Source organism: Thermoanaerobacterium thermosaccharolyticum DSM 571 (assembly GCF_000145615.1).
Lineage (GTDB): Bacteria > Bacillota > Thermoanaerobacteria > Thermoanaerobacterales > Thermoanaerobacteraceae > Thermoanaerobacterium > Thermoanaerobacterium thermosaccharolyticum.
Window position 1 is genome coordinate 185,704 of the sequence record NC_014410.1, and the last position, 24,969, is coordinate 210,672.

At 35.1% G+C, this 24,969-nt stretch carries 23 protein-coding genes; 22 read left to right on the top strand and 1 reads right to left on the bottom strand.

Translation table 11 applies throughout. The annotated features are described in order from the left end of the window. Window positions 1-17: 17 nt before the first annotated feature. A complete protein-coding gene (gene murC / locus TTHE_RS00945) occupies window positions 18-1,415 on the bottom strand; it encodes a UDP-N-acetylmuramate--L-alanine ligase (RefSeq protein ID WP_013296745.1) in 1,398 nt (465 codons plus the stop codon). A 157-nt stretch (window positions 1,416-1,572) separates the two neighbouring features. Between murC and purR the strand changes: the two genes are divergently transcribed. From purR to TTHE_RS01055, 22 genes are all read left to right on the top strand, one after another. Continuing rightward, entirely contained in the window at window positions 1,573-2,421 is an 849-nt protein-coding gene (gene purR / locus TTHE_RS00950; protein WP_013296746.1) for a pur operon repressor, read from the top strand. Between the two features lie 162 nt (window positions 2,422-2,583). Next, the gene (gene spoVG, locus TTHE_RS00955; RefSeq protein ID WP_013296747.1) at window positions 2,584-2,865 is read left to right on the top strand and encodes a septation regulator SpoVG; all 282 of its coding nucleotides are present in this window, start codon (window positions 2,584-2,586) and stop codon (window positions 2,863-2,865) included. A gap of 108 nt (window positions 2,866-2,973) precedes the next feature. Further along, window positions 2,974-4,347 (top strand): bifunctional UDP-N-acetylglucosamine diphosphorylase/glucosamine-1-phosphate N-acetyltransferase GlmU, encoded by a 1,374-nt coding sequence (gene glmU / locus TTHE_RS00960; RefSeq protein ID WP_013296748.1) that lies wholly within the window; start codon window positions 2,974-2,976, stop codon window positions 4,345-4,347. A gap of 2 nt (window positions 4,348-4,349) precedes the next feature. After that, window positions 4,350-5,300 (top strand): ribose-phosphate diphosphokinase, encoded by a 951-nt coding sequence (locus tag TTHE_RS00965; RefSeq protein WP_013296749.1) that lies wholly within the window; start codon window positions 4,350-4,352, stop codon window positions 5,298-5,300. A gap of 102 nt (window positions 5,301-5,402) precedes the next feature. Then, a complete protein-coding gene (locus TTHE_RS00970) occupies window positions 5,403-6,086 on the top strand; it encodes a response regulator transcription factor (RefSeq protein ID WP_013296750.1) in 684 nt (227 codons plus the stop codon). A 1-nt stretch (window position 6,087) separates the two neighbouring features. Further along, window positions 6,088-7,509 (top strand): sensor histidine kinase, encoded by a 1,422-nt coding sequence (locus tag TTHE_RS00975; RefSeq protein ID WP_013296751.1) that lies wholly within the window; start codon window positions 6,088-6,090, stop codon window positions 7,507-7,509. 258 nt (window positions 7,510-7,767) lie between these two features. Next, entirely contained in the window at window positions 7,768-9,126 is a 1,359-nt protein-coding gene (locus TTHE_RS00980; protein ID WP_013296752.1) for a S1C family serine protease, read from the top strand. 136 nt (window positions 9,127-9,262) lie between these two features. Further along, a complete protein-coding gene (pth, locus tag TTHE_RS00985; RefSeq protein WP_013296753.1) occupies window positions 9,263-9,835 on the top strand; it encodes an aminoacyl-tRNA hydrolase in 573 nt (190 codons plus the stop codon). Continuing rightward, window positions 9,823-10,191 carry a hypothetical protein gene (locus TTHE_RS00990; RefSeq protein ID WP_013296754.1) on the top strand — a complete coding sequence of 123 codons (369 nt, stop codon included), beginning with the start codon at window positions 9,823-9,825 and terminating at the stop codon, window positions 10,189-10,191. Before pth ends, TTHE_RS00990 begins: the two co-directional genes overlap by 13 nt. A gap of 5 nt (window positions 10,192-10,196) precedes the next feature. After that, complete coding sequence (gene mfd / locus TTHE_RS00995; RefSeq protein WP_013296755.1) at window positions 10,197-13,697, top strand: transcription-repair coupling factor; 3,501 nt, start codon at window positions 10,197-10,199, stop codon at window positions 13,695-13,697. Window positions 13,698-13,735: 38 nt separating this feature from the next. Continuing rightward, the gene (locus TTHE_RS01000; protein WP_041587506.1) at window positions 13,736-14,650 is read left to right on the top strand and encodes a peptidylprolyl isomerase; all 915 of its coding nucleotides are present in this window, start codon (window positions 13,736-13,738) and stop codon (window positions 14,648-14,650) included. A 101-nt stretch (window positions 14,651-14,751) separates the two neighbouring features. Then, window positions 14,752-15,303, top strand: coding sequence for a stage V sporulation protein T (gene spoVT / locus TTHE_RS01005; protein ID WP_013296757.1), 552 nt, complete (start codon window positions 14,752-14,754; stop codon window positions 15,301-15,303). A 73-nt stretch (window positions 15,304-15,376) separates the two neighbouring features. After that, the gene (gene yabG, locus TTHE_RS01010) at window positions 15,377-16,225 is read left to right on the top strand and encodes a sporulation peptidase YabG (RefSeq protein WP_013296758.1); all 849 of its coding nucleotides are present in this window, start codon (window positions 15,377-15,379) and stop codon (window positions 16,223-16,225) included. Window positions 16,226-16,420: 195 nt separating this feature from the next. Continuing rightward, window positions 16,421-16,684 carry a Veg family protein gene (locus TTHE_RS01015; RefSeq protein ID WP_013296759.1) on the top strand — a complete coding sequence of 88 codons (264 nt, stop codon included), beginning with the start codon at window positions 16,421-16,423 and terminating at the stop codon, window positions 16,682-16,684. Between the two features lie 137 nt (window positions 16,685-16,821). Next, window positions 16,822-18,354 (top strand): DUF3794 and LysM peptidoglycan-binding domain-containing protein, encoded by a 1,533-nt coding sequence (locus tag TTHE_RS01020; RefSeq protein WP_013296760.1) that lies wholly within the window; start codon window positions 16,822-16,824, stop codon window positions 18,352-18,354. A gap of 154 nt (window positions 18,355-18,508) precedes the next feature. Further along, window positions 18,509-19,375: a 4-(cytidine 5'-diphospho)-2-C-methyl-D-erythritol kinase gene (gene ispE / locus TTHE_RS01025; RefSeq protein ID WP_013296761.1), complete on the top strand. Its 867-nt coding sequence runs from the start codon at window positions 18,509-18,511 to the stop codon at window positions 19,373-19,375. Next, window positions 19,368-20,045, top strand: a complete 678-nt coding sequence (locus TTHE_RS01030; protein WP_013296762.1) for a GntR family transcriptional regulator — start codon at window positions 19,368-19,370, stop codon at window positions 20,043-20,045. Before ispE ends, TTHE_RS01030 begins: the two co-directional genes overlap by 8 nt. An 8-nt stretch (window positions 20,046-20,053) precedes the next feature. After that, a complete protein-coding gene (locus tag TTHE_RS01035; RefSeq protein WP_013296763.1) occupies window positions 20,054-20,776 on the top strand; it encodes a nucleotidyltransferase family protein in 723 nt (240 codons plus the stop codon). An 89-nt stretch (window positions 20,777-20,865) separates the two neighbouring features. Continuing rightward, complete coding sequence (locus tag TTHE_RS01040; protein WP_041587507.1) at window positions 20,866-21,078, top strand: CLC_0170 family protein; 213 nt, start codon at window positions 20,866-20,868, stop codon at window positions 21,076-21,078. Continuing rightward, window positions 21,078-22,724, top strand: a complete 1,647-nt coding sequence (locus tag TTHE_RS01045) for a spore germination protein (RefSeq protein ID WP_013296765.1) — start codon at window positions 21,078-21,080, stop codon at window positions 22,722-22,724. Before TTHE_RS01040 ends, TTHE_RS01045 begins: the two co-directional genes overlap by 1 nt. Then, complete coding sequence (locus TTHE_RS01050) at window positions 22,708-23,814, top strand: GerAB/ArcD/ProY family transporter (RefSeq protein WP_013296766.1); 1,107 nt, start codon at window positions 22,708-22,710, stop codon at window positions 23,812-23,814. Before TTHE_RS01045 ends, TTHE_RS01050 begins: the two co-directional genes overlap by 17 nt. Continuing rightward, window positions 23,801-24,952 (top strand): Ger(x)C family spore germination protein, encoded by a 1,152-nt coding sequence (locus tag TTHE_RS01055; protein ID WP_013296767.1) that lies wholly within the window; start codon window positions 23,801-23,803, stop codon window positions 24,950-24,952. Before TTHE_RS01050 ends, TTHE_RS01055 begins: the two co-directional genes overlap by 14 nt. Window positions 24,953-24,969 lie beyond the last annotated feature (17 nt).

Here is a 24,969-nt window from a genome sequence, read left to right on the forward strand (position 1 = left end):
GGCCATTTGGCCTATTTTTATGCTCCAATTGCGGCTTTTTTATTGAAATTTAAAAGCATATTGCCTACTTCGTATACATCACCTGCTCCTATCGTTATCACCAGATCGCCACTTTTAATTATACTTCTCAAGTAATCTACGATATCGGTAAATTCCTTAATGTAATATGTTTCATTTCCCCTATCCCTGATAAGCTTAGCTAAATCTTTAGCATGGACAATACCTGTATCTTTTTCTCTTGCTGCATATATATCTGTTATTATTGTTATATCAGCGTTGTCGAAGGAGGTGGCAAAGTCCTGCAGCAATGAATAAGTACGTGAATAAGTATGTGGCTGAAATATGCATATTATTCTATTGTGAGGGTAATTTAATGCAGACGAAAGAGTGGCTTTGATTTCTGTTGGGTGATGTGCGTAGTCGTCGATTATGATAGCACCATCTAAAGTGCCTTTAAACTCAAATCTTCTATGTGTACCCTTAAATTTTTTGATTATCGAAGGAGTGCTTTTTATATCTACTCCCAGAAGGTGACAAACAGCCAATGTTGCTAACGCATTGTATATGTTGTGCTTTCCTACGATGGATAACTCAAAATTTTGAATGAATACACCATTGTAATATACATCAAATGAAGGGAATCCCTTTTCATCAAATTTTATGTTTTTTGCATTCCATGTACAATTACTGTCAATTCCAAATGTTATAATATTTCGGTCAACATTTTTAAGTACGCTCATAGTATTTGAATCATCACCGCATGCTACCACAAATCCATCTTTTGGCACAAGGTTTGCAAACTGTGTAAATGACTGCTTTATATTGTCGATATTTTTAAAGTAATCAAGATGATCTGAATCCACATTTAAAATGACAGCAATATAAGGATAAAATTTTAAAAAACTATCTGTATATTCACATGCTTCAGTTACAAAATAATCTGATTTTCCTACTCTGACATTTCCGCCGATGACGTCCACTTCACCGCCGACTAGAACTGTAGGATCGTAATTCATCTCTTCAAGCAATACTGAAATCAATGATGTTGTGGTCGTCTTTCCGTGGCTTCCAGCTACACCAATGCCATATTTGTATTTTTTCATTATCTCACCTAAAAGAGTGGCCCTGTCTATTGTTGGGATGTTAAGCTCCCTTGCTCTAATCATTTCGGGATTATCTTCTTTTACTGCTGCTGTGTATACAACTAAATTAGCACCATCAACATTTGAAGCGTTATGGGGAATATTTATAATTGCGCCTTCATCTTTCAACTTTTGAATTATGTAGGAATCTTTTATATCAGAACCTGTAACAATGTGGCCAGCATTTAGCATTATATGAGCAAGACCACTCATGCTAATACCGCCAATGCCTATAAAATGTACTCTATCGAAATTTTCAATATTTACTTTCATTTTAATTACACCTCTTTCAAATTTTGTTATTATTATTACCAAAAAACAGTCACTTTATAAAGATAAAATACTATACAAAAAGATTATATCACATATTGCAAATTAATGAACTTTAAAATATAATGTTAAGTAAAAGTTTGTCTTTGGAGGTTTTTCGATGAATGCATACAAAAGGTACGAGAGAATCAGTGTGATACTTAAGATATTGACCGAAAACCCCAATAAATTATTTAATTTAAATTATTTTATGGACTTATTTAATGTAGCAAAATCAACTGCATCAGAAGATATAGATATACTTAAAAGTATATTAGAAAAGTTCGGCCTAGGTGATATAAAAACAGTTGCAGGAGCTGGTGGAGGGATTAAATATATTCCTATAAATAATATAGATAATTTTCATGAATTTATGATAGATATATGCAGAAAGCTTGAAGACCCCAAGAGGATAATTCCGGGAGGTTTTTTGTATACTGCTGATATTATCTATTCGCCACAATATGCAAATAAAATAGGTGAAATTCTTTCGTATCCATTTCAAGAAAAAGATGTTGATGCTGTTGTGACGGTGGAGACAAAAGGTATACCTATTGCTATGATGTGTGCAAGAGCTTTAAATGTGCCTTTAGTTATTATAAGACAGGACAATAGAGTTACTGAGGGCTCGTCAGTTTCAATAAACTACGTTTCAGGTTCACAAAAGCAGATAAAAGCCATGTCGCTTTCTAGGAGATCCTTAGAGAGAAATTCAAAAGTAGTTTTAATAGATGATTTCATGAAAGCTGGAGGTACTATAAAAGGCATGATTGAGCTCATGAATGAGTTTGATGCGGAAGTATTGGGTGCGGGTGTAATGATAGCAACAAAAGAGCCTGAAGTTAAAGTGGTAAAGAATTATTTTTCTATATTTACGTTGGTTGAGATGAATGAAGATAAAGAAACTATAAAGATGGAAATAAGTGATTGGCTAATGTATAATATGCATAAAAATGGAAATAATAGCTAAGACGACATAAAATGAAATTTTTTATCATAATTTTTCTAAATTTTAAATTTTGATGGAGGAAATTTTGATTTAATGGCGAATAATATTAAGGTAAGAAATTTTTCTTAAGTACTTTCTAATATCATATATCATTGGCTTATTTTGCAGGAAGGTGGTGAGCTTATGGAAATTACAGACGTTAGGGTGAGAAAGATAAATGAGGAAGGCAAGATGAGAGCTGTGGTTTCTGTAACCTTCGATAATGAATTTGTTGTTCATGATATAAAGGTTATTGAGGGACAGAATGGTTTGTTTATAGCTATGCCTAGCCGCAAGACACCCGAAGGAGAGTTTAAAGATATTGCACATCCAATAAATTCGGAGACTAGAGCAAAGATTCAGACTGCGATACTTAGCGAGTATGAGAAAGCGAAAGAGCAGGACAAGCCACAGGGTCAGGAATAAAAAGGAGATTTCTCCTTTTTATTTTTTTGTTGAACTTTGTTTAAAATATAGTTAAAATAGTATAGGAATGTGTAGAAAATATAAATGAAAATAGTAGAAGGTGTCGCAATGGATAATTTTTATACGCTTATACTTGCTGCGGGACTTGGAAAGAGGATGAAGTCAAAACATCCAAAAGTCCTTCATAAAGTTTGCGAAAGACCTATGGTGGAGTGGGTTGTAAGAAGTGCCAAAGAAGCTGGAGCAAAAGATGTAGTGGTTGTTTTGGGACATGGTGCTGAAGAAGTTAAAAGCGCCTTAGGCGACAGTGTGAAATATGCATATCAGGAAAAGCAGCTTGGTACAGGACATGCTGTCATGGCTTCGAAGGATTTGTTGCCAGATACAGGTAATATTATGATTTTAACTGGTGATACACCACTTATAATGCCAGAGACATTGAAAAAATTCTATAACTTTCATTTAAAAGAGCAAAATTCTATTACTGTATTGTCTTCATTTTTTGATGTTCCGGATGGTTATGGAAGAATTGTAAGGGATGTAAATGGGAATGTTCTAAAAATAATCGAAGACAAAGATGCAGATGAGGCAATAAAAGGCATCCATGAGATAAATTCCGGCATGTACATTTTTAATTCTGACTATTTAAAGAAATCGCTTCAATATATAAACAACAACAATGCACAAGGTGAGTATTATCTGACGGATGCCGTAGAGATTGTAATAAGACTTGGTGGAAAAGTAGGCGCATATTCAGCTCCAAATGAAGAAATAATGGGAGTTAATACGAGAGTGCAGCTTCAAGAGGCAGAAAAGGCTATGAGAAGAAGGATTAATAAAAGACTTATGTTAGACGGTGTAACTATAATTGATCCTGATAATACCTACATCGGTCCTGACGTAGTAATAGGTATGGATACAATAATTTACCCCGGTACACGCATAGAAGGTAAGACTTCAATCGGTGAGGATTGTGAAATCGGCCCTAATTCTTACATCATTGATTCAGAGATAGGAAATGGATGCAGAATAATATTTTCCATGATAACTGAGTCAAAACTTTATAACAATATAAAACTTGGACCGTTTGCTCAAATAAGGCCTGAAAGTGTAATACACAATAATGCAAAACTTGGTAACTTCATCGAGATTAAAAAATCTGTTATAGGTGAAGGGACGAAAGTGCCGCATTTGACTTATATAGGTGATGCAGAGGTTGGAAAGCGTGTAAACATGGGATGTGGTTCTATAGTTGTAAATTACGATGGCAAGAAAAAACATAAGACGATTATAGGTGATGACGTTTTTGTAGGATGCAATGTAAATCTTGTGTCGCCTGTCAAAATTAACAATAATGCTTTTATAGCTGCAGGATCGACTATAACCGATGAGGTACCGGACGGTGCACTTGCGATAGCAAGGTGTCGCCAGACAAATAAAGAAGGCTGGGTAGAAGAAAGAAGAAAAAAAGGAGGACTATAGGAGTGGTAAGACACGGAGGAGCTATAAAGATTTTTAGTGGCAATTCAAATCCTGCATTGGCAAAAGAGATTGCAGAAAATTTAGGCCTTACATTAGGCGATTCGGAAGTTGGGACTTTTAGTGATGGTGAAATAAGTGTTAGAATTAAGGAAAGCATAAGAGGTGCAAATGTTTTTGTAGTTCAGTCCACGTGTTCACCAGTCAATGATAATTTAATGGAGCTTCTTATAATGATAGATGCCTTTAAAAGAGCATCTGCAGGTGAAATCACTGCAGTTATCCCTTACTATGGGTATGCTAGGCAAGATAGAAAGTCAAAGCCTAGAGATCCGATAACAGCTAAGTTAGTGGCTGATCTCATAACAGTTGCCGGGGCTGATAGAGTTCTCACGATGGACCTTCATGCTGCGCAGATTCAAGGCTATTTTAATATACCTGTTGATCATCTTCTTGGTGGTCCAATACTTGCAAAGTATTTTATGGAAAAGGATCTTGGTGGCGACGTTGTTGTAGTATCTCCAGACCATGGAAGCGTTGTAAGAGCGAGAAATTTTGCAGAAAAGCTTAATGCTCCAATTGCTATAATAGACAAAAGAAGGCCAAAGGCAAATGTGGCAGAGATAATGAATTTGATAGGTGATGTTAGAGGGAAAATAGCAATACTGGTAGACGATCTAATTGATACTGCTGGGACATTGCAACAAGGTGCACAGGCTCTCATTGACAATGGAGCAAAAGAGGTTTATGCATGTGCAACGCATGGTGTTTTATCTGGTCCTGCGATAGAGAGGCTAATTGATTCTCCTATCAAGGAATTGGTAATAACAGATACAATTCCGTTACCAGAAGAAAAAAAGATAAGTAAAATCAAAATAAGGACTGTGGCTCCACTGTTGGCAGAAGCAATAATGCGCATATATGAAGGTATGTCTGTTAGTAAATTGTTTGTATAGGCACTAAGGTGCCTTTTTTTTGTAACCTAAATGTCTTCCATCATTTGCGGTTTTATAATCTATTTTGTATAATAGTTTTAAGGTTTAATAAGGGGTGTTTATATGGGCGAAAATAAAAAAATATATATAGTTGACGATGATAGAAATATATGTGAGATAATTTCATTATATCTTGAAAAAGAAGGCTTTGCTACAGTAAGAATTGGTGACGGGGTGACAGCACTGAATAAAATCAAAGAAGAACTTCCATTGCTTATTATACTTGATTTGATGCTTCCAGGCATTGATGGAATGACTTTGTGCAAAGAAGTGAGAAAATTTACGGATGTGCCTATTATAATGCTTACAGCAAAAGGTGATACATTTGATAAAGTTTTAGGGCTTGAGATAGGTGCTGACGATTACATCGTAAAACCATTTGACGGGAAAGAACTGGTGGCTCGTGTAAAGGCTGTATTAAGAAGGTATGAGCATGAGGAGAATGATGGAGACAGTGTAACATATCCAGACCTTTCCATAAGTCTAAGCGAGTACAAAGTAAAATATAAAGGAGAGAATGTTGATCTTACGCCAAAAGAGCTGGAGCTTTTTTACTTTTTGTGTACGCATCCTAATAAAGTTTTCACAAGAGATCAATTGCTGGAAAATGTTTGGGGATATGAGTATATGGGAGACAGCAGGACTGTAGATGTTCATATAAAGCGATTAAGAGAGAAAATAGGGGATGGTCCAAACTGGAAATTGACGACTGTATGGGGTGTTGGATATAAATTCGAGGTGAAGTGATTTGAGTAGAAACAGGCTTTTTAGAAGGCTGCTTTTTACCAATATAACGATAATAGTGCTGACGATGGTGATACTGTCCGCACTGTTTTATATTATGTTTGAAAATTATTATTTTCGCGATAAAGAGAAAATAATGGTTGAGGAAGGAAAGCAGATAAACACTATTTTAAATGATTACTTAATAGGAGACATTGATATTGACAGATTAAATCAGAATTTAAATGTTGTTGATAGGTTGATAAATGCATCAATTTGGGTTGTAAGCACAGATGGACATATATATATACAGTCTAGGGATTTTGAGAAGAACTGGACAGGTGTAACATTAAGCAAAGATGATATTAAAAATATATTGAGAGGTGAGACGATTGTAAGAAGAGGGTATTTCGGCGGAAGGTTTACACAGCCTGTTCTTACTGTTGGACTTCCTCTTATATTGGGCGGTAAAATACAAGGTGCAATATTTATGCATGCACCGATTGTAGAGATGCAAAAAACGCTTATGGATATTTTTTTCATAATGCTTTTAGCTATATCAATATCTATATTTATTGCATTCATACTAATTTCTTACACGTCTAAGAGAATATCTAATCCATTAAAGGAAATGAGCATTGCCACAGAAAAAATGGCTAAAGGTGATTTTTCCACGAAGATAAATGTTGTAGATGATGACGAGATAGGGGATTTATCAAAATCATTCAATGCCATGTCCAGTGAACTAGGGAGAATGGACAACGCAAGAAGAGAGTTTGTTGCAAATGTTTCTCACGAACTTCGGTCACCTTTATCTACAATTCAAGGCTATATAGACGGCGTTGTTGACGGCACGATACCAATGGAGAAATCAAAATTTTATTTAGAAATCGCTCAAAAAGAAACGCGGCGCATGTCTAGGCTTATATCTGAACTTTTGGATATAACAAAAATGGAGTCGGGAGCTTTTCCCCTGAATCTAGTCGAGTTTGATATCAATGAGCTTATCAGATTGACTATTATCAAGATGGAATCTCGAATAAACAAAAAGGATTTGATGGTTAAGGTTGATTTTGACAGTGATAAAGATATTGTAGAAGCCGACAAAGATAAAATAGAGCAAGTGCTGACGAATTTAATTGATAATGCGATCAAATTTTCGAATCCAGGTGGATATATACACATCGTCACAGAAAAATCGAAGGATAAATTATTCATAAAAGTTCACAATAAGGGAAAGACGATACCGCCGGACGAGATAGACCATATCTGGGATAGATTTTACAAGGTTGATAAATCTAGAAGTGGAAGTCCTGGAGTTGGACTGGGATTATATATTGTAAGAAGTATTATAAATCTCCATAATGAAGACATTTGGGTTACCAGCAGTGATGAAGAAGGTACTACTTTTACTTTTACACTGAAGTTGAAAAAAGTTAAGCAATAGAATAAATTTTTTACAATTTGTTCATAATTTATTCATAAATTAAAGATATAATAATACTTGAGAGAGAGAAAAGCCTCTCCTTGACCTCCCTTATTATAGCAGCTCGAGCCACCCCTCGAGCTGCATTTATTTTCACGTTTATCTTGCAAATTCAATTGGCGTTAAATTATTAAAAATAATTTACAATATGTTCACAGTTTATTAAAAATTCTAATCTATAATGTAATCATGAAGAAATGATTAAGGAGGATGATTGATATGGATTTTGGCAATGAACAAAACAAAAACATAGACGAAAATGAAATAGATAATTTCAAAATGGACAGTAACAGTATGAATACCGAAAATATAAGCAGCGATAATTTAAATAATACCCAAGAGATTCCAGCAACATATAATCAGCAAAACAGTGAAATCAATCATGAGATGCCAAGAGTTGAATTTAGAAGCAACAAAAAGAGTTTAGGCAAGATGGTTAAGAGATTCAGAAGGAGGATGCTAGTATCATTTGTAGCTGTTGCTCTTATTGCAGCACTTATTGGAGGCGGCGCAGTTGCAGGAATTATGAAATACACTAATATAGGTCAGCAAACGCAAGTCATAAACAGATATTTGCCGCTATCATCTGACAACAACAATTTTAACTTGATTACCAACATAGCAAAAATTGTGAGCCCTTCTGTAGTTGGAATTGATACAAGCGTGTCATATTCCAATGGCTATAGAAGTGCCCTTGTACCTGAAGGAAGCGGTTCGGGCATAATTATCAACTCACAAGGCTATATAGTAACTAACAACCACGTCGTAGATGGTGCTTCCAAAATAACAGTAAATTTATCTGACGGAAGAAAATTTCCTGCACAATTGATAGGTAAAGATGCAAAAACAGATCTGGCAGTACTAAAGATAAATGCTACAAATTTGATACCTGCAAAATTAGGTGATTCATCAAAGCTTGAAGTCGGAGAACTTGCTGTGGCTATTGGAAATCCTCTCGGTGAAAGTTTTGCTGGAACAGTAACAGCCGGTATAATAAGCGGTTTAAATAGAAATCTTCAAAGCGATTATGGACCAGTTAATCTCATACAAACAGATGCGGCCATAAATCCTGGTAACAGCGGTGGACCTCTCGTAAATAGTAATGGTGAAGTAATTGGTATAACCAGTGTAAAGCTGACATCAACAGGTGGCTCTGATACACAAGATCCATTTGGTATGTTCCAAAGTCAAAGTACACCTGTTGAAGGAATGGGATTTGCGATTCCAATAAATGAAGCAAAACCTATAATTGATGAACTTATAAAACATGGGTATGTTGAAAGACCCGTTATGGGTGTAAGTGTGCAGGAAGTTACATCTCAAGATGCAGCACAGTACAATATACCTGTAGGGTTATATATAGCTCAAGTACAACAGGGCAGTGGTGCTGATGCGGCCGGACTACAAGCAGGCGATGTAATAACAGCAGTTGACGGTACAAAAGTTGATACGTTTGATTCACTGCAAAGCATAATAACTAAGCATAAAATCGGTGATACAATCACTGTTACGTTCTGGAGAAATGGCAGGACGTTAACTGCAAAAGTTAAGCTAATGAGCAGTTCAAATGCACAATAATTATATAAATAACGCTAAAATGGTTCTTTACCAGTCTCCTCCCGCTGGTAAGGAACTTTTTTTGTATAAATCTGCAACTTTTTTTTAAAATGTTTTATGATATAATAAAAAATAGTATGGACTGGAGGTTTTTTGTATGTACATTATTGTAGGACTTGGAAACCCGGGAAGAGAGTATGAAGGGACTAGACATAACATGGGTTTTGATGTAATAGATGATCTATCTGAAAAATTGAATATCGCCGTTAAAAAACTAAGATTCAAGTCATTGATAGGTGAAGGTATTTATAAAGAGGAAAAGGTGATATTGCAGAAGCCTCAGACGTATATGAACTCAAGCGGTGAGGCTGTTTATGATATAGTAAATTTTTACAAGTTGCCTCTTTCTAATTTGATTGTCGTCTATGATGATAAAGATTTGGATGTGGGTAAAATAAGGATAAGGAAAAAGGGCAGCTCAGGTGGACATAATGGCATGAAATCGATTATATACTTATTAAATAGTGAGGACTTTCCGAGAGTCCGAGTAGGAATAGGGAAACCAAAAGGTGACATGATAGAGCATGTTCTAGGCAGATTCAATGAAAGCGATAAAACAATTGTGGATAATTCTATCGATAGAGCGGCAGATGCCATCATTGATATTATAGAGAATGGAGTTGAGCATGCCATGAACTTGTTCAATGGCGGCAGCGAATGTTTATTATAGGCGGATTGATAAGCGTTTTTTTATCATATTTTCTAAATAAATTTGTCGTAGATTTATATGGAGATAAAGCAGTTGTATACGGCGTGCCAATTATTGAAGAATCGTCAAAAACTATCATGGGGTACATTTTTGGCAGCATAATTGGTGCCCATTTCATATTTGGCGTTGTGGAGTCATTGAACGATTTTATTGTATCACCTAAAGAAGTAAATTTTAGGGCATCAGTTTTAAGCATTATTACTCATCTTATATTTGGAGCTATTGCATATTATATATTGATATATGTAAACATATATACATCAATTATTATTACATCTATCATTCATGGGTACTGGAATAGGTTTATGTTGAGGTGATTGTATTGTTTATAAAGCCCATAGAAAATTTAAAAGAGATTGCGGAAATTGATGAGGCTATTGAGAAAGAGAGGATGCCCTTATTAATATATGGACTAACAGATTCTCAAAAAGCTCATATTGCCCATTATATCATAAAGAAGCTGAATAAGAAGGTGCTGTTTATAACGTACGCTGATGTAGAAGCAAGGGCTATCTATGAAGACTTAATTTCTTTTTTAAATGGTGATGCTTACCTGATACCATCCAGAGATGCCCTTTTCTATAAAGTTGATGCGTCAAGCCTTGACCTTATAGGGAAAAGGCTTATTGCTGTGAAAAAAATTATTGACGATAAACCATCTGCATTTGTCGCTTCAATAGACGGGGTATTGAATAAAGTTGCCTCTAAAGATATTTTTTTAAGATATAGTCGTAAATATAAAATTGGGGATATTATCGATTTAGAGGAATTATCTTCATCTTTGATAACGATGGGATACGAAAGAGTACCTATGGTGGAAGGGAAAGGACAGTTCAGCATACGAGGTGGCATAATAGATTTTTTCTCTCCGATGGAAGATGAAGGTTTCAGGATAGAGCTTTTTGATGATGTAATTGACTCTATTAGGAGTTTTGATGTTTTTACTCAGAGATCTTTAAATAATCTAAGTGAAGTAGAGCTATTTCCTGCCAGAGAGTTTATACTGGAGGACGAAAACATCAAAAAGGGCATGGAAAATCTCAGCAGCAATGTGAATTCGTATGTTTCAAAGATAAAAGAAACTCACAGTGGAAGAGCGGAAAAGATTAAGAAGAAATTTGATGAAATCATGGAAAATATCAGCGAGACCAAAAGTGTGCCAAATATAGGAGAATTAATAAGCTTTTTCTATGAAAGACTTTATTCCATTGTGGATTATTTTGACGATGCATTTATTATCTTAGATGAAAATATAAGAGTAAAAGAGAGAGCATCAAATATTTTGACTGAGTTTAACGAGAATTTCAAATCGTTGCTTTTATCTGGCGAGGTTTTGCCGGAGCAGTCGAATCTTTTATTTAGTTATGATGATATATTAAAGAAGCTTTCAGGCAAATCGCTGATTTTGATGAATACTATAGTAAAATCTGATGCGAATATTGAAGTGAGAAGTATTGTTAATTTTGTGTCAAGATCGATGCATCCTTTTCATGGTAAGCTTGAACTGCTGGTAGACGATATAAAATTCTACAGAAAGTCCGGGTATAAAGTTGTAATGCTTTCAAGCAATTTAGAAAGAGGAAGGATATTGAGAGATTCCCTGATAAGTTATGGATTAGAGGTACCTATAGTTGATGATGAGGAATACGATATTCCCGAAGGAGGCATTTTGATATACCCAGGGACTGTCAGCAAAGGATTTGAATACGTAGATGCAAAATTTGCGTTAATAAGCGATGTTGAGATTTTCGGACAGTCCAGAAAGCCAAGAAAATCGTTTAAAGTGAAAAATGAAAACAGGATAAGGAATTTTACAGAACTTACAGTTGGATCATACGTAGTACATGTCAATTACGGTATAGGAAAGTATGAAGGAATAGAAAAAATAACTTTTGATGGTGTTACAAAGGATTATCTTAAGATAAAATATGCGGGAGATGACAAGCTATTTATACCTGTCGATCAACTGGATTTGATACAAAAGTATATAGGTCCCGAGGACAAACCGCCAAAGCTTAATAAGCTGGGTGGAAATGAATGGTCTAAGCTTAAGAAAAAGGCCAAAAAAGCTGTGGAGGATCTGGCAAAGGATCTGATAAAACTTTACGCAAAAAGGCAGACGATGAAGGGATATGCTTTTTCAAAGGATACACCATGGCAGAAGGATTTTGAAGAGAGATTTCCATACGAAGAGACGGAAGACCAACTACGGTGTATAGAAGAGATAAAAAGAGATATGGAAAGTGACAAACCAATGGACAGATTGCTTTGCGGTGATGTAGGATATGGGAAAACTGAAGTTGCATTAAGGGCTGCTTTTAAAGCTGTAGCTGATGGAAAGCAGGTGGCTTTTTTATGCCCGACAACTATATTGGCTGAACAGCACTACAATAATTTTGTACAAAGATTTAAGGATTTTCCGGTAAAGATAGAAATGTTGTCACGGTTTAGAAGCTATAAGGAGCAATCACAAATTATAAAGTCATTGGCGGAGGGAACTATTGATATACTTGTTGGGACTCATAAGATTTTGCAAAATGATGTAAAGTTTAAAGACTTAGGCCTTTTAATTATCGATGAAGAACAGAGATTTGGTGTCAAACATAAAGAGAAAATTAAGAAGTTAAAGGAGAATATTGATGTGTTGTCTCTGTCAGCGACACCAATTCCTAGGACATTGCATATGTCCCTAATCGGTATAAGAGATATGAGCGTAATAGAAAATCCTCCAGAAGACAGGTATCCTGTCCAGACGTACGTTGTTGAATTTAATGAAGAACTTATAAGGGATGCTATTTTGAGAGAACTGGGTCGCGGAGGACAAGTTTATTTCGTCTATAACAGAATAAATGGCATTGAAAGAATGGCTTCAATTATAAAAGAACTGGTTCCTAGTGCACGGGTAGCTGTAGCACATGGTCAGATGGATGAAGGAAAGCTGGAGAATATAATGATTGGATTTTTAAATGGTGATTATGACATATTGGTATGTACAACAATAATTGAGACAGGCCTTGACATACCAAATGTCAATACAATTATAGTCTACGATTCCGACAAGATGGGCCTATCGCAACTGTATCAGTTGAGAGGAAGAGTGGGCAGATCCAATAGATTGGCGTATGCTTATTTTACTTATAGAAAAGATAAGGTTATTACTGAAGTTGCAGAAAAAAGATTGGAAGCTATAAAAGAGTTTACAGAGTTTGGTTCGGGATTTAAAATTGCTATGAGAGATCTTGAAATAAGAGGTGCAGGAAATCTTCTGGGTGCTGAACAACATGGCCATATAGATGCAATAGGGTATGACATGTATCTAAGGCTTCTGGATGAAGCCATAAAAGGCTTAAAAGGTGAAGTTGAAGATGAAAAGCCAAATACCACAATTGACATTAAAGTAAGCGCGTATATAGACAAAGAATACATTGAAGATGAAAATCAAAGGCTTGAAATGTACAAAAAGATTTCTTCAATCGAAAATGAAAAGGACGTAGAAGATATAAAAGACGAACTTATCGACAGATTTAAAGAGTATCCAAAAGCAGTTGAATCTCTTATCGATGTGGCATATTTAAAAGCACTGGCAAGGGATGTAAATATATTGGAAATTACTGAAAGAGGTAATTCTATAATCTTGAAGTTTAAGGACAACAAGTCCATAAATTCAAGCATAGTTGATGCTTTAGTCAATGAATTTAAAGGTAAAATAATGTTTTCGGGCCAAATTCCACCATACATTACCTATAAGTATGGCAAAAGGGAAGATTTATTGAAGGAATTGATCAATTTGGTCAGCAAGATTAAATGTTTGCAGATAAATTAAAACTGATATATAATGAGTATATAAACAGTAATGAAAGGATGAATGCATTGAAGCTTAAAAGATTAGGAGCAATTTTAGCATTGACGCTTGCGCTTACTACACTGACTTCTTGTGGCGTAAACAAAAACATCGTTGCAAAAGTTGACGGACAAGACATAACGCTAAAAGAATATCAGGATTCGTTTAATCAGGTTAAAGCACAGATAGAAAGCGATCCACAGTACACTAAAGACATCTGGAATCAAAACTACAATGAGCAAAAGTTTATTGACGTAGTTGAGAATTCTGTCTTAGATAATCTGATCCTTGAGAAGCTTCTTCTAAAAGAAGCTGAAAAAGAGAAGTTTACAGCGACAGACAAAGAAATAACCGATGAATACAATGCGGAAAAAGCTACAAACAGCAAAGTCACTAAAGAAATGGCGAAGGACAACGTCCTTATAAATAAGCTTGTAGATAGCTGGACGAAGAATGTAAAAGTCACTGACAGTGAAGCAGAAAAATATTACAACGATAATAAAAGTCAGTTTGAAGTTGTAAAGGCCAGCCATATATTGGTTTCTGACGAGAAAACTGCCAATGAGATATATGACAAGCTTCAAAAAGGTGCTAATTTTGCTGAACTTGCAAAACAGTACTCAATAGATACTTCAACGAAGGATAATGGAGGAGAGCTTGGAGAGTTTACAAGGGGTACTATGGTGACGGAATTTGAAAATGCGGCGTTTGCCCTAAAGCCCGGAGAAATATCAAAGCCGGTTAAAACGCAATATGGATATCACATAATAAAATCAGAGGGTAAAACGACAAAATCTTTTAACGATGTAAAAAGTAGCATAATATCATATCTTGAGAATACCAAAAAGCAGAATATATTTAATCAAAAATCAGAAGCTCTTAAAAAGGCAGCAAAGATTGAGAAGTTTCCGCAAAACATAAAAGTTACTGTTTAATAAAAAAGACACTTAAGAAGTGTCTTTTTTATGTATAAAATTATGGTAATACATAAATACTAATCTTGAACTTAAAATTTCAGGAAATGGAGGTACATAATTTGAAAGCGACTGGAATTGTTAGAAGAATAGATGACCTTGGAAGAGTTGTAATTCCAAAGGAAATAAGAAGGACCTTAAGAATAAGAGAAGGTGATCCGTTAGAGATTTTTACTGACAGAGAAGGTGAAATAATATTAAAGAAGTACTCTCCTATAAGTGAACTTGGAGACTTTGCACAAGAATACGCAGACAGCATATATCAATCGACAAAGCAACCTGTTTGCATAACAGATGGCGACAACGTCATTGCTGTGGCAGGTATGCCTAAGAAGGAATTGATTGACAAACCGATAAGTCCAGAATTGGAAAAGTACATGGAGGAAAAAAGGACTGTCATACTTGGCGAAGGAAAAGACAAAGGCACTATTGCTATCGCCGAAGGACAAGAATTTATGCCAGTATCACAGGTTATTGTACCTATTATTTCACGGGGCGATACAATTGGTACTGTCATAATCTTCACCAGAGAAAGTGGTGTTGTATTAACGGAAGTTGAAGCTAAAATTGCGGAAACGGCAGCAACATTTTTAGGAAAACAAATGGAAGAATAATATATAACAAGTATATAGAACCCTGCATATTATAGTATATGAAATATGACTATAATGTTGTGGGGGGATCTTTATGCCTTTTAAGGTTAATGACATAGTTGTAAGGAAATCACACGGCTTTGATTTGCTGTTTAAAGTTATAGATGTTATAGAAAATAGAGGCACAAAACATTATCTACTACATGGACTTAATATGCGGATAGTTGCTGATGCACCCGAAGATGATCTTATGCTGGCTTCCTTGACGAGAATAAACGAATACGATGAGCCGTATCAGAGGAAAGCAAATTATCTTATAAAAAAAATAGCTCAATCAAAAGATTTAAAAAAGTCCAGCATGATGCGGTCAAACCGAAGTGAGCCTTATGGTAAACCAGGTACCGTTCTTCATATAGATGGAGACGAAGGATATTTAAATATATGTTTGGATGCCTATAAAAAAGCAAATATAGAAGCCCATGGAGAAATTGTTGATGAAAAAGAACAACCGGACAAAGTAGTAAGTCTTTTAAGTAAATACAGGCCAGATATATTAGTGCTAACAGGACATGACGGCGTAAAAAACAGCAGAAATTATTCTGATATAAACAATTATAGAAATTCAAAATACTTTGTAGAGGCTGTCAAAAATGCTAGAAATTATGAGCCATCATTAGATGATTTGGTCATTTTTGCAGGTGCCTGCCAGTCAAATTATGAAGCATTAATATCATCTGGTGCAAACTATGCAAGCTCACCAGAGAGAGTATTGATACATTGCCTCGATCCTGTTTTAGTTTGTGAGAAAGTGGCTTATTCTCATATAAATGAGATAGTAAAAATAGAGGAGCTAATTGAAAACACGATAACAGGTGCGCCGGGCATCGGTGGGCTGCAGACAATGGGAAAATTCAGGTATGGAGTCCCAAAGGCTAAATTTTAGCGAGTCAACTGACTCGCTATTAATTTTTGCCCGATTAGTTGGCAAATATCTTCAAAATACACTTCTATTTGCATTTTTAAATATCAATCATTTTGTTGACAAACTACTTTTTCGCTGGTATAATAATATATTTTATTTGACAGCAAATGAAAAATGTGTTATAATATTTTCAGAATTGTGTAAGGAGTGATAAAATTGGCCGATAGATTAGCCCTACATGAGATTAAAAAGAAGCTGGATGACCATGTTGGCGCAAGAGTCAGGCTAAAAACCAACGGTGGGAGAAAGAAAACAATAATCCGGGAAGGATTTTTAGAAAAGACATATCCAAGCATTTTTATTATTGTAATAGATGGACAGGGAGCAACCCGCAGGGTCTCATATAGTTATTCTGACATTTTAACAGACACAGTGGAGCTTACATTGATGAAAGGTGAAAAAGAAATACGTTGCATGTGACAAAGACCGATTTTCATCGGTTTTTGTTTTTTGGCATATTTTAAGACCTCCTTTTATATTATTATATTAGATATCTATAGCAATTACTGTAGAGGATTAAACGAGAAACTCTAATTTAATATAAAGGAGGTAAAAAAATGTTGCAGGGCACATTGACGAACACTATAAGCTATGACAGATTTGTAGGTGGCGAGGATAGTCAGGCGCTTATAGAAAGTGACGTAATAGTACCAGAAGATATGCCTGATGCGATAAATGTAATTGCAGTTCTAGGCGATACTGTAATAAACGAGGTTACAGAAAGCGATGAAAAGATTCAAGTTGATGGTGAACTTAGGCTTAACATCATTTATGTAGCAGATAAAGAGAAGAAGCTAATGAAGATTAATAAGTCTATTGATTTTACACATTTTCTTGAAATTAGCGGTTCAAAATCGAAATGCAAATCACTTGTCAACGCTAGAGTGGAACACGTTGATTATTCTCTGAGTAACAGTCGCAAAATGAATGTAAAAGCAATAGTAAGCATATCTGGAAGAGCATTTGATAAGGAAAAGAAGGAAGCGATAGTTGGAATTCAAGGTGAAGAGGATATAGAATATCTTAAAAAAACTGTTAAGCTATCAAATATTGTTGGTCAAAACAGCGCAGAGACTTTCTTAAAAGAACAGGTAAAGATTTCTGATGGTGAACCTAATATATCGAGGATTTTAAAAGCTGATATACTTATAAAGCCTGAAGAACCTAAAATAACAGATAATCGTGTAGTTATACAAGGGAGTGTTCATGTATACGTAGTATATGAAGGCGATTCAAAAGATGAGTACGGATATGAAGAATGTGACCTCAACTATGCTAATTTTATAGAAGTGCCTGGGGCATTAAGTTACATGAGAGCCAATACTTATGAAAGAATAATAGAAAAAAATATAGAAATATCGTCTGATGAGAACGGTGATAACAGAATCATCGATATAGAATTAGTTTTAAAGACAGAAGCGCTGGTAGTGGAGAAAGATGAGACTGAAATTCCTGTCGATATTTATGGGATAACGAGAAATGTTGAGCCCGTAATTGAGTCGATTGAGGCAATCAGTGAACAGGAACGCTTTAAATCACAAGCTATATTTAAAGAAAATGTCGAATTTAAAAATAATGTAAGAAGGATTATTGATGTTGTGGCATATCCCGTGCTCTCTGACTACACTTTGAAAGATGGGAAAGTACTTTTGGAAGGTATAATAGATTATAACATAATGTATATAGGTGATAACGGCAATCCAATGTCATTTAAAGGCGAGGCACAGTTTAAGACGTTTTTAGATGTGCCTATTGATGATGGTGAGCTTTTTATTGATTTAAAGATAACTCACATATCGTATGACATAATGGCTATGAAAGAAGCGGAACTGAAATTTGTCGTCGATGCTACTGTCGATGCATTTAAACTGAGCAAATATGATATTTTGGTAGACGTAAAAGAGAATGATGAAGCCAGAAGCGAGGAAAACAGGCATAGCATTACCATATACATGGTGCAAAAAGATGATGAGCTTTGGGATATAGCAAAGCGCTATAGAACAGCTAAGGAAGATATTATTAAGGTAAATGATCTAAAAGAAGAAAAAGTTTTAGCAGGCTCAAAGCTTATAATACCGAATAAAATATAAAAATGCGGGTAAAGTTGGAATTTAATATTTATTCCAACTTTTATTTTATTGATGCAGAAATATAATTTTTAAAACTAAACATATATAGAAGGATTTTCGTGTATAATGTATAATATATATTATAGTGTGAATTTTTTTTGGAAGTGAATATATTATGAACAAACTAAGGGCAAAATCATACGCTAAGATAAACTTGTCGCTTGATGTCAAAGGTAAAAGAGATGACGGATACCACATTGTAAACATGGTTTTGCAGTCAATAGATTTATGTGATAAATTAGAATTTGAAATAAACAGTGATATAGTTTTTGAATGTGATAATAAGTATATACCATCAGATGGAAGCAATCTTATAGTAAAGGCGGCAAATCTATTAAAAAGAGAATTTGGTGGATATGGCGCATTGATACGGCTCAATAAAAATATACCTGCTGCTGCAGGGCTTGCAGGTGGAAGCTCTAATGCAGCAGCAACGTTAGTAGCATTGAATAAGCTTTGGGATCTTAACATAGATTTGCCTATGTTGAAACAATTAGCTGTATCATTGGGAGCTGATGTTCCTTTTTGCATTGAAGGTGGAACTAAGGTGGCAAGCGGCATCGGAGATGTACTTTTAGACATAAAGACACCGCAACTAAAGTTGCTTATTGTGAAACCTCCGTTGTTTGTATCAACAAAAGATGTTTATACTGAGTACGACAAACTTGATTTTATAGAAAATAATTATACAATAAAAATGATTGATGCTATAAATTCAGGCAGTATAGTCGATATCTGCAGTAGCCTAGGAAATGATTTGGAACGTGTAACTATCAAGAATTATCCAATTATCGGTGAGATCAAAAAAATGATGATTGAAAGAGGAGCTTCAGGCACACTGATGAGTGGCAGCGGTCCAACGGTATTTGGAATCTTTGATAATTGGGATTCTTTAAATATGGCGTATAACGCATTTTTGAATGAGGGCTTCTTTGTATATATTGCTAATACTATTGATAAGGGGATAGAACTGTATGAATAATTATCTACCATTGGAAAATTATAAACCACTAAGGGATATTGTTTTTGACTATATGAAGAATGCTATTATAACAGGTGAATTTAAACCCGGTGAAAGGCTTATGGAAGTACAGCTAGCAGAAAAGCTTGGGGTTAGCAGGACACCTGTTAGAGAAGCCATAAGGAAACTTGAACTGGATGGCCTTGTTGTAATGGTGCCGAGAAAAGGTGCGTACGTGTCGGATTTAAGTACAAAGGATCTTCTCAATGCTTTTGAGGTCAGACAGTCTTTAGAAGGACTGGCGGCATCTCTGGCGGCAGAGAGAATTACAGATGATGAGCTTAAACAGCTAAAAGAAATACTTGATAAATTCTATGAAGGAATTGTGGAAAACGACACAGACAAATTGATTAAATATGATCAGGAATTTCATGATTGCATTTTTAATGCTTCGAGAAATGAAAAACTGGTGCAGATAATGAATAATCTGCAAGAGCATGTTCACAGATTTAGGGTAAAATATATCAGTGATTATAAAAAGTCTAAGAAATTATATCAGGAACACAAAAAAATACTTGAATCATTGGAAATGCGAAACTCTGACAATGCTCAAAAGTGGGCAGAAAAACACATTCAGAATTTCCAAAATGATTTGGTAAAAGATATGAAGCATTTTAGCAATGGAGAGTGAAACAGATTATGAATGCTTTAATACTAGCTGGAAGCACTGGTGATGAAAAGCTTCCCGAGAAAGCACTTATTAAAATAAAAGGCAGATACATGATATCATACGTTATTGATGCATTAAGAAGCTCAGGTAAGGTGGAGAAAATTGCAGTAATAGGCGATAGAGAAAAATTAAAGTGTATAGATGGAATTGATATATTAATAGATCAAGGTAACTCCATAATAGAAAATGTTGTTAAGGGAATTGAGCCTTTTAAAAATGATAGGCGTGTTTTGATATTGACATGTGATATTCCTATGCTGACGAAAGAGGCAGTTATTGATTTTATTGAACAGTCTGAATCATTGGATGCAGACTTATGCTATCCGATTGTGAAAAGAGAGGACAATGAGAGGAAGTTTCCGGATGCTAAGAGGACATACGCTAAAATAAAAGAAGGTACTTTTACAGGCGGAAATATATTTTACTTAAATCCGCAGATCATTGATGCATGTATTGAAGCAGCAAAACAATTTATAGCGTTTAGGAAAAAACCATGGAAACTGGGTCAGCTTTTGGGATTCAAGATTTTAATCTTGTTTGCTTTTGGACGGGTTACAATAAGTCAGTTGGAAAGAAAAGTTTCGGAGCTTTTTAATATTAATGCAAAAGCTGTAATATCAAAATACCCTGAAATAGGGAATGACGTAGATAAGGATGAAGACGTGGAAATGGCAAATAAATATATAGCGTAAATAGGAGATGATGAGAAAATAGGCAAATGCCTATTTTTTTTGCATATAATTTTTTTTATTGTGAAATAATTAAAAAAGGTGATATTGAAATGATGAATTTAATTCTTTTTATTAAACAGGTCTTTAATGTATATTTATTTGCGACGTTTTTCATCGCTGGATTTTATGAGTCGGTATTTGAGCCTAAAGACTTAAGAAAAAAAGGCCTTGAAGAGGATTCGAAGATATGCAGAAACATAGGCCTAGCTTATCTTTTGATAGATGGCATAATGTATATAATTATAAAATTATTGCCGATTTGATGTTAGCAAAAGGGGTGTTTTTGTTGGGACTTTTTAATAAGCTATTTAAAAATAATAAAAACAATAAAAATAGTAACGATGAATACAAAGATGTTGAAAGTCCGAAAGTCAAAGAGAATATTGAAGAAAACATAAAATACATAAAAGATATGTTAAAAGATTCTGATGATGTAATTTACAGGGATATCTGGGTTGGAGAAGAGTTTCAGCATAAATTAGAACTTGTTTTTGTGGATGGACTCGTAGATAAAAACATTATAAATGAACATGTGATGCATTCACTTATGCTTGATACGAGACAGGCAAAACCATCTATAGAGGAAATTAAGAAGAACATATATGAAGTAATTAAAAAAGCTGCCATAACTGGTGGCGATATAAAAGAGATAGATGATTTAGACAAATGCATAACATCGATACTGTCGGGCGATACAGCTCTTTTTTTAGATGGACACCCTAAAGTTGTGATTATATCCAGCAGAGGATGGCAGATGAGATCTGTAACACCACCTGAGACAGAAATGGTAGTAAGGGGCGCGAGAGAAGGCTTTACGGAAACTTTAAGGGTTAATACTGCACTTGTTAGAAGGTGGATAAGAGATCCTAAATTTAAAATAAAGCAGATGCAAATAGGAAAAAGATCAAAGACAGATGTTGCTTTATTGTACATAGACGATATTGTCAATAAAGATTTATTGTCCTTGATTAAAGAAAGGCTACAGCAGATAGACATAGACGGCATTTTAGAAAGCGGTTATGTGGAGCAGCTTATAGAAGAAGATTGGCATTCGCCGTTTCCGCAAATGCTTAATACAGAAAGACCGGACAAGGTTGCAGCATCTGTATTAGAAGGTAGAATAGCTATACTTATAGACAATTCTCCATTTGCACTTATCATACCGACTACGCTGGCGACGCTTTTTCAATCACCTGAAGATTATTTTGAGAGATGGATGATTTCATCACTTTTGAGGATACTGAGGTTTACAGCAGCTATTATTGCCCTTGCTGGACCATCTATATACATCGCATTTACATCATATCATCCAGGCATGATACCGACAAAGTTAGCCCTTTATATAGCTGCTACGAGGCAAGGTGTCCCATTTCCGGCATTTATGGAAGCATTAATAATGGAGGCAACTTTTGAACTTTTAAGAGAAGCTGGAATTAGACTTCCTGTTCCAATAGGCCAGACAATAGGTATTGTAGGCGGTTTGATCATTGGTCAAGCAGCTGTAATGGCAGGAATCGTAAGCCCATTAATGGTTATAGTAGTGGCTGTCACAGCAGTTTCATCATTTTCGATACCAAGCTACAGTGCTGCTATTGCTTTTAGACTTTTAAGGTTTGCCTTTATGCTCTTTGCTGCCGTATTGGGATTGTACGGTATAATGCTTGGTTTTATATTGATGCTTACCCATTTGGTCGTTTTAAAAAGTTTTGGCCTTCCGTATTTATCACCGTTTGTTGAGGTGAATCTTAGCGATTTAGCGGACACATTGATTAGAGCACCACTTATGATGTTTAAGAGAAGACCGGCGACTCTAGATACACAGAACAAGAAACGCATGAAGGATTTAAGGCCTGAGAAAATAGAAAGCATGGAAATAGACCGGAGGGATAATAATGATAAAAAACAATGACAAGATATCAGAAAATCAACTTTCAATACTGCTTTTTACAACTATGCTGGGAGCAGGTATATTAAGCTTACCTTCTGATGTTACAAAAGCTGCTGGTCCCAACGGCCTTATAGTAATACTGTTGGGAGGAATCCTAGCGTTAATATTTGCAAGATTTATTTGCCGTATAGCATCTATATTTCCGACAGAGACATTTGTAGAGTACTCTGCAAAGCTTATGACAAAGCCTGTATCTGTTATATTAAGCATCTTCCTTGTTGCATATTTTTTAATTTTTTGCAGTTTGAATCTAAGAATTTTTGGAGAGGTTGCAAAATCATATCTTTTAAATAGCACACCCATTGAAGTGATAATGATAACACTGCTTTTTACTTCGGGCTATATCGTACGTTATGGCATAGAGCCTATTGCAAGGTTGTCAGAGATTCTTTTCCCTATAATGGTTATCCCTACGATGATTATTCTTCTTCCGGCTATTACTGATATAGATTTAAGCAATTTTTTGCCAATATTGAGAATATCGCCTTTAAAGTTATTGAAAGGTATATTATTAACTGCTTATAGTTTTGTTGGATTTGAAATACTATATGTTATATTTCCATATATTCAATTGGAAAACAAATTAAAAAAAAGCATAAACATTTCTTTTTTTTCTATAATATTTTTTTATATTTACGTTACATTTTATACGATGGGCATATTTGGGTACAAAGAGACCAGCGTTCAGTTGTGGCCTTTGCTCACAGTTATTAAGTCTATTAATTTTCCAGGTTTTTTTATTGAAAATCTTGAGAGTTTGATAATGGGGATTTGGACGTTTGCGGTATTTACATCAATATCAGCTTTTCAATATGCTGCTACATTAAGCCTTTCTAAGCTTATAAAGGCCCGTGAACACACATATTTAGTTATACCGTTAATACCTATTATTTACTTTATGGCGCTTATCCCAGACTCAATAGTTGAGGTATACAAATATGCTTCATATGCATCAAATTTGACATTGTTTTTCGTAATTATTCTTCCGATTTTGATGTTTATAGCTATGAAATTGAGAGGCAAGGGGATGAAAAACAATGAAAAAAATTAAGATTGTTATCTTGCTTTTACTGATATTGTCATTGATAACAGGGTGCTGGGATAAGGTAGAAATAGAAGATAGAGCATTTGTAATGGCGATAGGGATTGATACATCTAATCAAGCTAAAAATTACATTGTAACTTTTCAATTTCCTAATGTAAAGCAGGTAACCAGCGCTGCCGGTGGTGGAGGTGGTGGCGGTGGACAGCCTAATTTCTCCATATCAGAGGTTGGTGATACGGTTTTTTCTGCATCCCGCCATGTAAGCACAAGGCTTGATAAAAGGCTTTTTCTCGGACATACAAAGGCAGTTATACTTGGCAAGGATGTAGTAAGCAATAGGGATAAATTTCTTGAAGTATTAGACACTCTTGATAGAAGCTACGAATTAAGCAGGAAATTGAGGCTTTTAGTTGCAGACGGAAAGGCGCAAGATATACTGCTTAAAAATTATAAATTTGATCCTGATATTGGCGTTTATATAGACGACATATTCAAACAGTACAACAGGACATCTATTTTCCCTAATATTGATTACAATAAGATAACAAAGTCTTTGCACGATACCAACGGCAATGCAATAATTCCTGTCATTTCGTCAGGAAAAGATGAGCTTAAAATAGCTGGTTCTGCCATAATCAAGGATTACAAACTGGCAGGATGGCTTTCAGATGGTGAAAACATGGGATATATGTGGCTAATGGGATTTGTAAAAGGTGGCGACATTACGTTTAACATGCCAACCACAGACGGAAAGGAAGTAAAAGTTCCTTTTAATATTACAAATACGGTCATGAAAAGACAGGTTGCTGAACAAGATGGGAAGATAATTTACAAGATAAAGTATGATGTAGAGGGTGAAGTGACAGAATACAGCTTTCAAAAGCACGGAGAGATGTTTGACACAAATGTATTAGGTACCATGGAGAATAAAGCCAACAAAGTGATAGAAAAAATGATTAACGATTCCTTAAAGAGGTTTCAGAAAGATTTAAAAGTTGATATGGTAGGTGTCGGCGATTATATACAAAAGTATAAACCAGGATTGTGGAGCAAAGTTGGCTCTGAATGGAAAACAAGATTTCCAGATGTAGTTGTAGAGCCTGTTGTATCTACCCATATAAGGAGGATTGGTTTATTTAAATAAACTTTGTATATTTTATC